Origin of the sequence: Alkalihalophilus pseudofirmus OF4, from assembly GCF_000005825.2 — a bacterium.
GTDB lineage: Bacteria > Bacillota > Bacilli > Bacillales > Bacillaceae_D > Alkalihalophilus > Alkalihalophilus pseudofirmus.
Window position 1 is genome coordinate 659521 of sequence record NC_013791.2, and the last position, 14984, is coordinate 674504.

The 14984-nt window shown below is 40.6% G+C and carries 12 protein-coding genes; 8 read left to right on the forward strand and 4 right to left on the reverse strand.

The features are described 5' to 3' along the window. The first annotated feature begins 12 nt into the window (after positions 1–12). Complete coding sequence (locus BPOF4_RS03310) at positions 13–1074, forward strand: tartrate dehydrogenase (protein ID WP_012957640.1); 1062 nt, start codon at positions 13–15, stop codon at positions 1072–1074. A gap of 14 nt (positions 1075–1088) precedes the next feature. Continuing rightward, complete coding sequence (locus BPOF4_RS03315; RefSeq protein WP_012957641.1) at positions 1089–1715, forward strand: fumarylacetoacetate hydrolase family protein; 627 nt, start codon at positions 1089–1091, stop codon at positions 1713–1715. Positions 1716–1984: 269 nt separating this feature from the next. On the opposite strand, the gene BPOF4_RS03320 is transcribed toward BPOF4_RS03315, so the two are convergent. Together BPOF4_RS03320 and BPOF4_RS03325 are read right to left on the reverse strand one after the other, a co-directional pair. After that, positions 1985–2623: a class I SAM-dependent methyltransferase gene (locus tag BPOF4_RS03320; protein ID WP_012957642.1), complete on the reverse strand. Its 639-nt coding sequence runs from the start codon at positions 2621–2623 to the stop codon at positions 1985–1987. Between the two features lie 372 nt (positions 2624–2995). Next, positions 2996–4369: an alanine/glycine:cation symporter family protein gene (locus tag BPOF4_RS03325; RefSeq protein WP_012957644.1), complete on the reverse strand. Its 1374-nt coding sequence runs from the start codon at positions 4367–4369 to the stop codon at positions 2996–2998. Between the two features lie 258 nt (positions 4370–4627). Between BPOF4_RS03325 and BPOF4_RS03330 the strand changes: the two genes are divergently transcribed. The 6 genes from BPOF4_RS03330 (at position 4628) to BPOF4_RS03350 (ending at position 11062) form a co-directional block, all read left to right on the forward strand. Continuing rightward, on the forward strand, positions 4628–5902 hold the full coding sequence (locus BPOF4_RS03330; protein ID WP_012957645.1) for a GntP family permease: 1275 nt from the start codon (positions 4628–4630) through the stop codon (positions 5900–5902). Between the two features lie 108 nt (positions 5903–6010). Further along, positions 6011–6184 carry a YfhD family protein gene (locus BPOF4_RS21515; protein WP_012957646.1) on the forward strand — a complete coding sequence of 58 codons (174 nt, stop codon included), beginning with the start codon at positions 6011–6013 and terminating at the stop codon, positions 6182–6184. A gap of 126 nt (positions 6185–6310) precedes the next feature. Then, the gene (locus tag BPOF4_RS03335; protein WP_012957647.1) at positions 6311–7051 is read left to right on the forward strand and encodes a glycerophosphodiester phosphodiesterase; all 741 of its coding nucleotides are present in this window, start codon (positions 6311–6313) and stop codon (positions 7049–7051) included. A 1025-nt stretch (positions 7052–8076) separates the two neighbouring features. Continuing rightward, positions 8077–9120, forward strand: a complete 1044-nt coding sequence (locus BPOF4_RS03340; RefSeq protein WP_012957648.1) for an ArsR/SmtB family transcription factor — start codon at positions 8077–8079, stop codon at positions 9118–9120. 89 nt (positions 9121–9209) lie between these two features. Continuing rightward, positions 9210–10478: an MFS transporter gene (locus BPOF4_RS03345; RefSeq protein ID WP_012957649.1), complete on the forward strand. Its 1269-nt coding sequence runs from the start codon at positions 9210–9212 to the stop codon at positions 10476–10478. A 44-nt stretch (positions 10479–10522) separates the two neighbouring features. Beyond that, positions 10523–11062 (forward strand): hypothetical protein, encoded by a 540-nt coding sequence (locus BPOF4_RS03350; protein ID WP_158305548.1) that lies wholly within the window; start codon positions 10523–10525, stop codon positions 11060–11062. 41 nt (positions 11063–11103) lie between these two features. Here BPOF4_RS03350 and BPOF4_RS03355 read toward each other — a convergent pair whose 3' ends face one another. Both BPOF4_RS03355 and BPOF4_RS03360 read right to left on the reverse strand, forming a co-directional pair. Then, positions 11104–13533, reverse strand: a complete 2430-nt coding sequence (locus BPOF4_RS03355; RefSeq protein WP_012957651.1) for a glycogen/starch/alpha-glucan phosphorylase — start codon at positions 13531–13533, stop codon at positions 11104–11106. After that, positions 13526–14965, reverse strand: a complete 1440-nt coding sequence (locus tag BPOF4_RS03360) for a glycogen synthase (RefSeq protein WP_012957652.1) — start codon at positions 14963–14965, stop codon at positions 13526–13528. Before BPOF4_RS03360 ends, BPOF4_RS03355 begins: the two co-directional genes overlap by 8 nt. Positions 14966–14984 lie beyond the last annotated feature (19 nt).

A 14984-nucleotide genomic window follows, 5' to 3' on the forward strand; every position in this document is an offset into this window, starting at 1 on the left:
GAGTGTTGAAAAATGAAACAGATAAAATTAGCAGTTATCCCAGGAGACGGGGTTGGCGTTGAAATTATGCCGTACGCAACAAAGGTACTAGATGCAGTAGCAGACCTGCACGGAGGTCTGAAATTTGAGCATGAGTGGTATCCATACAGTTGTGAGTATTATCTAGAGCATGGCGAGATGATGCCAAAAGATGGACTAGACCAGCTTAGCCAGCATGATGCTGTCTTTTTAGGTGCAGTAGGAAATCCAAAGCTTGTTGCGGACCATATCTCTTTATGGGGGCTCCTAATCAATATCCGCAGGGGCTTTAAACAAACATTAAATATTAGACATGCTAAACAATTAAGAGGCATTCAGCCGATGGTCACTAATCCTGGCGGGTTTGATCTTATTGTTGTTCGTGAAAATAGTGAGGGTGAATATAGTGAAGTAGGCGGCCGTATCCATTCTGGTGAAGATGAGGTTGTTGTCCAAAATGCAGTATTTACGAGAAAAGCAACAGAACGTGCGATGCGTTATGCCTTTGATTTAGCTAAAACTCGAAAAGGTCATGTCACAAGTGCCACAAAGTCAAATGGAATTGTATTCTCTATGCCGTTTTGGGATGAAGTATTTGAGCAAGTTGGACAAGACTATCCGGACATTGAAAAACGTACAGCTCACATCGATGCTTTATCTGCTTTCCTTGTGTCTAAACCAGCAGAATTTGATGTGATTGTGGCGAGTAACTTATTTGGCGATATCTTAACGGATATTAGTGCAGCAGTCATGGGGAGCATTGGAATCGGTCCTGCTGCCAACTTAAATGTAGATGGTACACATCCTTCCATGTTTGAGCCCGTACATGGCTCTGCCCCTGATATCGTTGGACGTGGAATTGCTAACCCAATTGGTCAAATTTGGACGGCGAAAATGATGCTTGACCATTTTGGAGAGAGCGAGCTTGCTGATCAGCTGCTCACAATTGTTGAAGATGTAACAGAAGCCGGCATTAAAACACCTGATGTGGGCGGCCGTTCGACAACAGGAGAGGTCAGCGAAGAAATCATCTCACGAATTCAACAACTTACTTAAGAGGAGCGATTGTCATGAATGAAGTAAAAAATATCTTTTGTATCGGCCGTAATTATGCCAAGCATGCAGTCGAATTAGGAAATGAAGTACCAGAAGCTCCCATTCTTTTTACAAAGCCGACACATGCCCTTACTTATGCTAAAGGAGAAGACATTACGTTTCCGGCTGATAAAGGGGAGATTCACCATGAACTAGAAATTATTCTACATATCGATAAGCCTGTAAAAAAAGGTGACCGCTTAGAAGATGTAGTAAGCGATATTTCACTTGGGATTGATTTCACATTAAGAGATGTGCAAAGCGAGCTTAAGAAAAAAGGTCAGCCATGGGACAGAGCGAAAGGGTTTCCTAATGCAGCGGTCACGACAGAACGCTTTCCTTTCCCAGGGATAGAAGCATGCCGCAAAGAAACTTTTTCGCTTCTTAAAAACGGAGATGTGGCTCAAGAAGGAACAATTAATGAGATGATGTTTGATTTTCAAGCGATTATCGATGAATGCCAGGAAGTGTTTGGGTTAGGTGCAGGAGATTTAATCTACACTGGTACACCAGAAGGAGTTGGTCCTATTAAAGATGGAGATCAATTCGAATTTTTCTGGGGAAGCGAACGTATCGGAAGCTTTATTGTATCAATGAAATAACTGAAGAGGAGCTGATCCATGTGCGGATCAGCTCCTTAGTTATGTGGTTAGAGTGGCGCAATTCCGCGGTGAACCGATCTAATTCTGCTGTACACCGACGCATATCTTGGTTGAATCCGCGCAATTACAAGAGAACGACGCAATAAGTCCGGCAACGAACGCAATAACGTGATCAACACGCACAATCAGCTTGCCAAGTAACGCATAAATTCCTTCAAAGAATACAATGAACACTCATACATCTACGCCAAAAGCTCAGGCTGATTAGGTTATTCATTCAAAGCAGTATAAACGGCCACTTTGTATTCAAATCGAGTTTTCTCCACAGCCATTCCCGGGTCTCCAAAATAAAAGCCTAACAGCTTACGTGCTTCTTCCACATCATCAAAGATAAAAGCTGTCTCAATTATGTGATAATCAAAACCGCGCTTAATCCAGTGATTTGTGCTGCTCGTAATCGGACGGTCTGAGAGCGCACAAAACTCATCTTCCCCGTAATTGTCAACGATTATCAATGGCCCGCCTTTTTTAACTACCCGCTTCATTTCGGCTATCCCTTTATCAAGGTCAGTGATTCCTTCAAAGAAGAAGGCCCAAGTGGAATAGGCGGCATCAAATGTATGCGTGTGAAAAGGAATATCTTGAGCGCACCCTTTTGTAAAAATCACTTGCTTTGTGCAGTCAATCATTAACTCATCGGGCTCCATTCCAATAATCGTACGTTGAGTGGTTTGCAGTTTTTCTGCTGTAAACCCATTTCCTGCTCCTATATCAAGAACCAATCCATTAGGCAGCAGTTGTTGTAGTTCATCTATTACTTTCCCTTCCCGGTCCATACACCGGCGTTCAATCTCAAATAATTCAGGGTGGGTACCGCCATAAAAAGGGATAATATCAGTTTGTTTCATTTCATAAGCCTCCTTTTAAAATTGATTACATGTAAGGAGTTTCTCTACTAAATTTGTCAATCTCACGGTTTAACCATTTTCATTAAAAAGGTGATAAGTGTTTTTTCCTGCAGCCTTTAAGCAGTATTAATTTGCCAGGCATAATTTGTTTTGCTAAGTCTAGCAACTCTCTAGCTAGATCATCAAAATTTCTATACAGTTGTAACTCATGTAACGGAATTCCCATTATGTACCTCATAATTTGAAAATTATCTCGCTAGTAATTAGAAGATTTTTATAACTTAAAGAATATCATAATCTTTTATGGTTGGAAGAGAGGTATTTAAATAAAAAAATCCAGCCGCGTATTTTGCGGCTGGATTTTTTGTTTATTTACCCTTCTTGCCTTGCACCGGCACTTTGGGCCTTCTCTTCTCGCATTTGTTTTAAGAAGCGGTGTGTCTCAGCGACAACAACGCCTGAGAGTCCAAGAAGACCAATTAAGTTCGGGATCGCCATTAAACCATTCATAATATCAGCTACACCCCATACAACATCTAAGCTGGCACCAGCACCGACTGCTACAGCTAGAACGAATAAAACACGATAAACAATAATCGATGTTTGAGATTTAAATAGATAGTAGAAACATTTCTCGCCGTAATAAGACCAACCTAAAATGGTTGAATACGCAAAGAATACAAGACCTACAGCAACAACTACTGCGCCAGCCGGCCCTAAGAAATATTCAAACGTCGCGGAAGTTAATGCCGCACCCGTTTCTCCGCCTGTATACAAGTTACCCATAACAAGGGCAATACCCGTAATTGAACAGATAATGATCGTATCAATGAACACTTGAGTCATTGAAACAAGCGCTTGGCGTCCTGGATAATCGGTTTTAGCAGCAGCAGCAGCGATTGGAGCAGAACCTAGACCCGCTTCATTCGAGAATACACCACGAGCTACCCCGTATTGAATAACAACACCGATGGCACCGCCGGCTACAGCCTGACCTGTAAAGGCATCAGAGAAAATTAATGCTACTGCACTAGGAACAAGTGCTACATTACCTAAAATTAAAATAAGTCCAGCTCCTACATAGAATAAAGCCATCAATGGAACGATAAACGCAACGGCACGGCCGATACTGCGAATACCGCCAAGTAAAACAAGTCCTGTGAAAATTGCTAATAAAATACCTGTGATCCATGGATTAATACCCCAGTTGCTCTCAATAACAGCGGCTACTGAGTTTGATTGAACTGTATTTCCAATTCCAAACGCAGCAATGGCAGCCAGAACAGCAAATGTTACACCAAGCCATTTCATTTTCAGTCCTTTTTCGAGATAATACATCGGACCGCCAGCCATTTGACCGTTTTTGTCTTTTTCACGATACTTAACAGCTAAAATAGCCTCTGCATATTTTGTTGCCATCCCAAAAATCGCAGAAAGCCACATCCAAAAAACAGCACCAGGTCCCCCGATTACGACTGCGGTTGCTACCCCGGCAATGTTACCTGTACCGACAGTTGCGGCGAGTGCAGTCATTAATGATTGGAAATGGGAGATATCTCCTTCTGAACTCTTATCTTGTTTTCTGCTGAAAGCAAGCTTCAAAGCGTAAGGTAATGTGCGAAATTGAAGAAAAGCGAGACGAAATGTAAGATAAATACCCGTACCGACTAATAAAATAAGCAGCGGTGGACCCCATACAAAGCCACTGATTTCATTAATTGTCTGAATTAATCGGCTTTCTTCCATAATAAAACCCCCTTTTAGTTGCATTAATAGTATTAATATTCCGAAAATATACCGAGTTTGTCAAGCTCTTAAAAAAATTTTGTCTGCGAGACAAGCTAGTTGTCATACTAGCAAGCATTTTGTCATCTATCAACTAGTTTGTAAGGTATTCTCACAATGCTAGTTTTCTAAAGCGAAAAGGGGTATGATGTATGGATAAGAATGACATAATGATTGATTTTTTATAGAAATAGTTACATATAGTTAGGTGATGACAACATGGATATACAATTAACGATACTAGGAACGATGTTTGCTCTTATTGCTACCATTGGTTTAATCCTCATTCGAGTAGCACCAGCTTATGCGATGATGGCAGGTGCTTTAATCGGCGGTGTGATTGGCGGTGCTACATTAGTTGAAACAGTTGGACTTATGATTGGTGGAGCCGAAGGAATGGTCGGTGTTGTTTTACGTGTATTAGCAGCCGGTATTCTAGCTGGCGTGCTGATTGAATCAGGCGCAGCAAAGACGATTGCCGAGTCTATATTATATAAGCTCGGAGAAACGAAAGCGTTACTTGCTGTGGCCGGTGCAACGATGGTTTTAACAGGAGTCGGCGTATTTATTGGGGTTGCTGTTTTAACAGTAGCACCAATCGCGCTTTCTATTGCTAAGCGGGCAAACTTGTCAAAGATGGCTGTACTCTTGGCGATTTCTGGCGGGGGCAAGGCTGGGAATATTATTTCTCCTAACCCAAATACAATAGCAGCAGCAGAGGCTTTCCAAGTACCACTGACTTCTGTGATGTTTGTTGGAGTAGTACCAGCACTTTTTGGGATAGGTGTTACGTATATTTTGGCAAAAAGAATACGAAATGTTGGAGCGCCCGTTGATGATACTGAACTCTCAAGTGAGGTAAAAGGGGATTCTCCTAGCTTGGCAAAAGCCCTGACTGCACCAGGTGTAGCAATTGCTTTATTGCTTTTACAGCCATTGTTTGGCATCCATGTTGATCCGCTTTTTGCCCTTCCTATTGGGGGGATTGTTGGAGCACTCATTATGGGGAAAGGTAAACATTTAAATGCTTATATTACATCTGGTCTTGAAAAAATGGCAGGGGTGGCTATCTTATTATTAGGCACAGGAACATTAGCTGGTATTATCGCGCATTCCGCTTTGATTGAAGCCATCTTAAATGGGATTGATGCTTTGAGTTTACCTGCTTACTTCCTAGCGCCTATTGCAGGAATTACCATGTCAGCAGCCACTGGATCTACCGCTGCAGCGACAGCCGTAGCGGGTAATGTGTTTGCTCCGACCATTCTTGAACTTGGTATTCATGCCTTAGCAGGTGCTGCTATGGTCCATGCAGGAGCAACTGTTCTTGATCATATGCCTCATGGGACGTTTTTTCATATTACAAGAGCAAGTGTTGGTATGGCGATGAAAGAGCGCTTTAAGTTATTGCCTTATGAAACACTTGTTGGACTAGTCATTGTGATTGTTTCAACATTAATCTTTGGTGTGTTTGGATTCTTGTTTTTTAGTTGATGCGAAATGGGACTTGGTTGTGAATGAATAACTCACTTATTCCTTCGTACATACTAACACTTGATAAAGATTAAGTGGTCTCTTTATCTAATACGAGGAGGTATGAAGATGAATAAGAACCCAAATCAAAAACAAAAACAACAGAACAGCCAAGAGAACATGCAATACCAAGGTCCATACGATGAGGTAGAGTTTTCAAAAGAATTTGCTGATTCAGAAGATCAAGAAGCAATGGCTCGCATGAAAGAAGCAGACGCAAGAGCTAGTCAACAAAAGAAATAATATAAATGGGGGTGCCTTTCTTTATAAGCAGGAAGGCATCTTTTTATTTGTATCGAACATATAGTGAATGAAGATACATTTAATAGAGTTCACATGAAATAAATTTGATGAAAAGGAGATTGATTAATGATCAATACCGCTATTTTTGCTCATCGTGGTGCTTCGAAGTTTTTTCCAGAGAATACGATGTCAGCCTTTGAAGCGGCACATTTATACGGAGCAGACGGGATAGAGTTTGACGTTCAGTTAAGTAAGGACCTTGTACCGGTGGTTATTCATGATGCGACGTTAGAGAGAACGACCAATGGATTAGGCAATGTTAGTTCATATACGGTTGAACAATTAAAGAGTTTAAGTGCAGGAGAGTGGTTTGGTCCTCGTTTTAAAGATGAGGCGATTCCAACACTCGAGGAGGTACTGATCTGGGCAAGCGAAAATGGAATGAAATTAAACATTGAACTAAAAGGGGCTATACATCAAAGAACTCATGTGATTCAGACGATTATTCCTTTAATTAAAGACTATCAGCTCATAGATAAAGTAATTCTCTCTTCATTTGATCACCGAGTCATTTACCAAGCGATACAGCACACACCTGAGATTGAAACAGCTGTCATTGTGACTGCCGCGCTGCATAAGCCAGAAGAATACGTGAAGCATATTGTTGAAACTCAGGGCTATCATTTTTTGTCGCCTTTATTATTAGAGGAGGAAGCGAGAGAACTTATAAAGAGCGGTGTGAACATTAGACCTTATACCGTAAATGAAAGAGATCAGCTTGCTATATATATGAAGTGGGGCTGTCAAGGCGTGTTTACAGATGACCCTAAGCTTGCAATTGAGGTAAGAGAGCAGCTGGATTGTTAAATGCTGCAAGGATAAAAGTCACAGTTCAGTTCAAATGAATAACAAATAATACAGTGGAATGATGTAATTATAGTTCAAGACATAAAGTGACTCAAACATGGGTTATAGCATAGGCGTCGTCGCTCCTGAAATATACTTCGCTTTCCGTGTGGAGCTGGTGAGCTTCCTCGGGCTGTAGCCCTGTGGGATCTCAGCTCTGCTCTAGGCACCATAGGGATTCTTTTAGCATCACCTAGATTAGCGCTTTGATTGTAAATGTAGTAAAACACTTCAGTTACTTACCATTTTGTTTAATTTGCATTGCCCTACGCGATCTCACTCCTGCACATAGCTTCAAAACTTAAAATGCCTTAAACGTGGGTTATAGCGGACTCGCCGCTCCTGAACTATACTTCGCTTTCCATGGTGAGCTGCTGAGCTTCCTCGGGCTTTAGCCCTGTGGGATCTCAGCTCTGCTCTAGGCACCATAGGAGTCTCCGTATAGTTCATCCGCTAAGTTTTTGCTTTTTCCAGAAATGCAATGGAATGATGTAGGAAGCTCAGTTCTAATTATAATTGCTTTCATCTGCTGCGGCACTGTCCTTTAAGTTTAGATGCTGCTTATAATAAGGGCGCACCATGCAATATCCACGCTCCGTTGATTGGAGCGGAAGGCACCGACTCCAGCGGGATGTGCGTGACCAGGGGAGATCCCACAGGAGCGTAGCGACGAGGAAGCTCCCGGACCGCCCGCGGAAAGCGTGTGCCTGCAGTGGAAATCAACAGCTGCTGCAGGGAGGTGTTTTCTTCAGTTGCCTGAAAAGTGTGGAGACCTTGCATTAGCCAAGCAACGAGAAAGTCTCCCAGACCGCCCGCGGAAAGTGTTCGCCTGCAGTGGAGATTAACCACTATTGCAGGGGACGAGCATATTAGTATTTAAACACTTGATTCCCATTTTATTTTATTTGTATTGACATTCGATCGTGATCATATATATAATTTTATATAAATCGAATGTTTGATTATATAGTGTTTGGAGGTACCATATGGAGCCATTGAAGAAAATGACGTTTGTATCCTCACCTGTCATTGATTTATTAACCAGTATGCTGAGAGTAGTCAATCATGAGCAGCTAAAGGAAACTGAGGGATTAGGCGGGCAGGTGACAAAAGAGATAGAAACATGGGCGCTTGAAACACGAAAGAAAGTACCTGAAGAAATGATGAAAGAGCTCGAAACGTTCTTTCACCATGAGAGTTACTTAGCAATCACATTAATACCCCTGATTATTAAGTATGAATTGTATAGTGATGTTCATTCGTTTCTTAGTGCATTGCACAATCTAGAGGATGAAGAACTGTATTATTATTTCATAAATACAGGATTTGGTCCTGACGAAGAGCTGACAACGTTTTCTGATCCGAGTGCTGTGATCTCTTTTTTGAATAAATTAAATGTTCCAGAAACAGAAAAATGGAAATTAAGTTATTTAATATTTGATGGACCGAAAACAAAGCAGCGGTTAATTAAATTAATTGAACGATTTTATTACCATTACTATGAATCGGTTGAAGCTCAAGTAATCAAAGATCAACAAAAATGGATTGATACGATGACGGACTTTACCAACGAGAGAACGACGAACTACTTTAACACATTGAATAAACAATTTGTGATCAATGTAGAAGAGTGGGAGAAGGTTATTGTAACACCATCTTATTTTATGGATTTTTCAATGCTTTTTATGTCGATTAGAAAAATAAACCTTACAGCTTATGTACCGGGAATCAGGCATATTGAAGTGCAGGATGTCGGCAGAGGGGAGAAAGAAACACTAGAGTCCATTCGTACCATGACAGATGAAAAGCGATTTAAGATGCTTCAGCTTCTTAATAAGCAGCCCATGTATGGTTATGAATTGGCCCAGCATTTAGACGTGTCGAACTCTACGATCTCTCATCACTTATCTGCTTTAGTAGCAAGACAATTTGTGCAGGCCACTAGGAGAGAAAATAAAGTTTATTATGAAGTGAATCAAGAAGAAATTAAGCAAGTGATTAGGTCATTAGAGCGTTTATTAATTAAATAGGTGAGACCAGTATTCATCTATTTTTTTGTAGTAATATTCGATCTGTGTCGTAAGAGACTTACAATTAAATTGAAAAGAGGTTGGCTGTAATGGCAGAGCTGTCAGTGGAGAGAGAAGAGTCTGCAGTCGTTCGAGAACGTTCCTTAATGAAAGAGTACCGTTTTTTGCTGTTATTTTTCACGCTGCTTGTTTCAAGTTTAAGTGTATCCTTTTTTATGGTAGCCACCAATTGGTATGTCGTAGATTATTTAGGTGTAGAAGTAATGCTTGGTATCGTCTTTTTTGCATCAAGTGTACCGAGACTGATCTTTATGCTGATTGGCGGGGTCATCGCCGATCGAATGAGTAAAGCTTGGGTCATGTTTCTATCAGATTTCTTGAAAGGGCTTTTATTACTTGGTGTCATTGCTTTATTCCTTTTTGATTTATTTACGATCTGGCCGCTTGTTATCTTAGCTTTTATATTTGGTGTTCTTGATGCCTTTTTCTGGCCGGCAAGCGGTTCGATTTTACCTGAATGTGTAAAACAATCACAGCTGACTCGTGCAAATACAATTATTGATATGACCCGGCAAGGATCTATGATTGCAGGTCCATTACTAGCGGCAAGCATGCTGGCTCTAGGTGGATATGTCCTGCTCTTTGGGATAACAGCCTTATTGCTGCTTTTGGCCGGTGTCATTGATTTGGTCCTTAAAAAGAAAATACCTGAGAAAAAAGTGAATGATGCAGGTTCTAATCAAACGGAAACGGTCATACAAGCAATGAAGGAAGGGTTCCGCTACGTAAAGCAAAGTCCGTTCCTTCTTGCTTTAATGGCTTCAACAATCTTTCTAAACTTCTTTTTCAGCGGGCCGCTTCAGTTAGGGATGCCGATATTTGCTTCACATGTACTTCAGGGAGATGAAGTGACGTATGCTTTGTTAAACGGAGGAATTGCAGCTGGCATGTTAGCAGGCGGAATCATTATTGGGATCGTCAATGTACAGCGAAAAAGAGGATTAGTTTCAATCATAGCCATGTCATTTATAGGGCTAATGTTTTTAGGGCTTAGTTTATCAACAACCTTTATAGGCAGCATGTTGTTTATTATTTTGCTCGGAGCAGCTGTTAGTATAACGAACATTCCTCTGATTACTGTTATTCAAAGCCACACAAACGGAGAGTACCTCGGAAGAGTGATGAGTTTAACATCTTTTGCTTCAATGGGATTGATGCCGATTTCTTACTTGTCCACTTCTATGCTTTTAGCGGCTGGCTTGCCGATTGAACAAATTATGTTCTACAGCGCAGCAGGGCTGGTGCTTGTATGTTTAATGATCTTATGGAAAGCAGAGGCATTAAGAACGGCTGATTAGAAATGTGTATCTTTTAGAATATGTCGGTAAAGCTAACCTTATCAATGAGTATGATTAGTTTTCTTAAGAAGGTGTTGAAAAAGGTGAAGAATTACCGGATATTCTCAATCATGATCATAATCCTTTCTTTCTTTACAGTCACTACATTAGGCAAAAAAAAGTTGAAGAGATATCTGCCAGCTACTTTGGTGATGTCCCTCATCGTCATATTAGAAAGCATCATAGCTAAAAAGCGAGTGTGGTGGTGGTTTTATGAAAAGCTTCACCCTAAGGTTCAAGGGGAGCTTCCGCTTATTTTTGGTCCTTTTTTTATTGGATCCTTGATCATATTAAAGGCAACGTACGGAAAATTTTTACGTTATTTTTTATTAAATACGGTGATTCATTTATTATTTGTCGGTCCAATCATTACACTTTTAAAACGATTTGGCATTTCTTCTTTAGTTTGTATAAATCGCACCCAATTATTTCTCTTGTTTTTTACTAAATCAATGATGATGTATATTACTCAAATGGTTATCGATCGAATAAAAGGGGAAGGGCCAGCGTCAGATGACCGAAATAATGATGCACAACTACAATAGAAAAAGTGCTTAGGGTTGGATTCCTAAGCACTTTTTGATCGTTATGCTTTTGAATATTGTGAGGAGGAGATATTCCATATTTCATTTGCATACTCCATAATCGTATGGTCGCTTGAAAATTTACCTGAATGCGCAATATTCGTTGCACTTTTCTTTAACCAGCTGGATTGATCGCGGTAGGTCTGCTCAATCAACTGCTGCGCTTCTACGTAGCTGTCAAAATCTCTTAGAACAAAATATTCATCGTTATTAAAAAGAAGAGAATAATAGATATCTTTGAATTCTACATCATCTTGTGTAAACGATTGGTTAATTAATTGATCAATTACATTACGGAGGCGGAAATCACTATTATAATAATCACGTGCTTTATATTTTTCGCTTTGCTGATACTCAAATACTTCATCGGCAGTAAGACCAAAGGTGAAGATATTATCAGAGCCGACAGCAGCGCCTATTTCTACATTTGCTCCGTCCTGTGTTCCGAGTGTTAAAGCTCCGTTCATCATTAACTTCATATTTCCTGTACCGGATGCTTCTTTGCTCGCAGTAGAGATCTGCTCGCTTACATCGGATGCCGGAATGATTTTCTCAGCTAGACTTACACTGTAATTTTCAAGGAAGACGACTTTCAGCTTATCTTTGATAGCAGGGTCATGATTAATTTTATCTGCAACGGTTGTGATTAACTTGATGACATGCTTTGCGAAGTGGTAACTAGGAGCAGCTTTCGCTCCGAAGATGAAGGTTCTAGGAGTACAGTTCATTGATGGATTCTCACGATACAAATGATAAAGGTGAAGGATATGAAATACATTTAATAATTGACGCTTGTAGCCATGCAGCCGTTTAATGTGAACATCAAAAATTGAGTTCTCATCGACTAAAATGCCATGCTTATGATTAATATAGGAAGCTAGCCTGCTTTTATTTTTCTTTTTGACACGTGCGAGCTCTGATTGGAAAGAGGAATCACCTACGTATTTTAATACATTGATTAATTCTTTAGGCTCTTGGATCCAGCTCTTTCCGATTGTTTCATTTAAAAGGGAAGCAAGTTCAGGGTTCGCATGAAGCAGCCAGCGCCGGTGGGTGATCCCGTTTGTTTTATTTGAGAAGCGTTCAGGATACATCGTATAAAAAGGTTTCATCACACGATCTTTTAAAATATCTGTGTGAAGCTTAGCTACACCATTCACACTAAAGCTGCCTACCATAGCAAGATGTGCCATATGGATCTGTCCGTATGAAATGATGGCCATGTCAGCAATTTGATCACGCAATTCAGGGTGATTAAACCAAATATCCTGACAGAAGCGTTCATTAATTTCTTCAATAATTAAATAATGTCTAGGCAGGAGCTTTCTTACCATTTCTTCTGGCCATTTTTCTAAGGCTTCGCTTAATGTCGTATGATTCGTGTAGGCAACGGTTTTCGTCGTTAACTCCCAAGCTAGATCCCAGCCGAGTCCGTGAACATCCATTAATAAGCGCATCAATTCAGGAATCACAAGGGTAGGGTGGGTATCATTAATTTGAATGGAAATTTTATTTGGCAGTTCATTCAAAGGCTGATTGCTCTTAAGAAATTGATTTAAAATACTTTGAACACCAGCTGAAACTAAGAAATACTGCTGTTTTAAACGTAGCAGTTTTCCTTCATAGGAAGAGTCATCAGGGTAGAGAAACTCTGAAATTTTTTCAACAGAGCGCTTGTAATCCAAATAATGATAATAGTCTTTTCCTTGTACGGAATTAAAGTGAAAAGGGTTATTGGTTGATTCTGCACTCCACAACCTTAATGTATTGACATTATCTGTTGCATAGCCAACGATCGGAACATCATAAGGGACTGCTAGTACTTTTTCGTAATCGTAGTGTTCGAAAACTAGCTTGTTATCTACATAAGCAGGTTTGACGTGCCCTCCAAAGTGAACCTCAATCGCTTTTTCAGACCGTTTCGTCTCCCACATATAGTCGTCTTTAAGCCAGTAGTCCGGAAGTTCAACCTGGTAACCGTTCACCATCTTCTGTTGGAAGAGGCCATATTTATATCGAATGCCAATGCCATGTCCAGGGAGGTTTAATGAAGCGAGAGAGTCAAGAAAGCAAGCGGCTAATCTGCCGAGTCCGCCATTGCCAAGGCCCGCATCAGCTTCTTCTTGAAACACCTCAGCTGGATTAAAATCATATTCCTTCAGTGTTTCACAGCATACATCATACCAGCCGTGATTCAAAAGGTTCGTCTCTGACAGACGACCTAGCAAAAATTCCATTGAGAAATAATACATTTGTTTTTCATCATTGCTAAGGTGGACTTGCTTTGTTTGCTGCCAATTACTGTTCACTTCTTTATTGACTAGAAGGGCAATTGCTTGAAATGCTTCTTTATTTGTTGCTTCATCGGGCTGTTTGCTGAATGTGGTTAATAGCTCTTCTTGAAATTGTGCTGCAAATGTCTCTTTATTCATCGCGTTGATCCCACGCTCCTTTTGTCATCACATGATTATAGACGTTCTCATACGCTTTTGCTGAGTGAACCCAATTGCTGCTGCTTTGATATATATTTTGAAGCAGCTGGTTCCACAGATGTTCAACGCGGTATAACCATAAACCGCGTCGAACGGTATAAAGAAAGTCTCTCTCATTGTAATTCGTGAAGCTCAGACCATTTCCTTCTCCATTAAACTCATTAAATGAAGAAATCGTGTCCTTTAAGCCGCCGGTTTCCCGAACAATCGGAACCGTCTCATAGCGAAGAGCGATTAGCTGGCTTAGTCCGCATGGTTCAAATTTTGATGGCATGAGCAGGAAATCAGCTGCTGCATACATAAAAGCTGCGAGCTTTTCATTAAAGCCTTTATAAAAAGATACGCGTTCTGGGTGAGTACGAGCCAGGCGTTCTAATTGTTCCTCAAGATGAGCATCACCTGAGCCTAACAACACAAGCTGAACATCTTCTTCGCGAAGCAGCTCATCGGCGGTATCGACCAATAAAGAAACTCCTTTTTCATCAACAAGCCTTGATATTAGGGCGATCATTGGCGTGTTTTCACTGATTGTTAATCCTAATTTATCTTGAAGGGCCTTTTTATTCTCTTGCTTTTTCTCAGGCTGACGATGGTACGTATAAGGAATATGAAAGTCTTTTGAAGGGTTGTAATATTCCTCATCAATCCCATTAACGATGCCCGACAAAGAATGCTTTCTTTCACACAAGAGCCTATCTAACCCTTCTCCAAAAGCGGGGGTTTGAATTTCTTCTGAATAAGTTGGACTTACAGTTGTAATCCAATCAGCATGATAGATTGCCGCCTTCATAAAATTAATGTTCTCGTTATGTTCAAGACCCAAGCGATGCTGTTCGTTTAAATGCAGGAGGTCATCGAAAACCGAGTGAGGGAAGACCCCTTGGTATCTAAGATTATGAATGGTGTAGATAATCTTAGGCTGACTCTCTAATGCTCCGGTTTTTATATATGCAGGAATAAGCCCGGTCTGCCAGTCATGACAATGAAGAATATCAATAGTAAAATTTAACCTGTTGATAGTATCTAAGACGGCGTGAGTAAAGAAAGCAAAGCGTTCCCCGTCATCTGCTTGACCATAAAAAGGTATACGGTCAAAATAATAGTCATTTTCAATAAAGTAGTATGTCACCTGATGCTCTTTGTAGCGTAACACGGCACAATGTTGATTTCTCCATTTGACAGCTACATCAAATGTTTCCACCCATTCAAGCTGCTCTAAAACAATAGACGGGAGGGAAGCTGTCTTTGGAAGAAAGACAGTTAGTTCATGATCTAGGTGAGTCAAAGCTTTTGGAAGCGAGCCGATAACATCAGCTAAGCCTCCTGTTTTAAAAAAAGGGGTGCATTCAGTTGCGACCATGGCGATTTTCATTACTGGCTTCTCTCCTTTA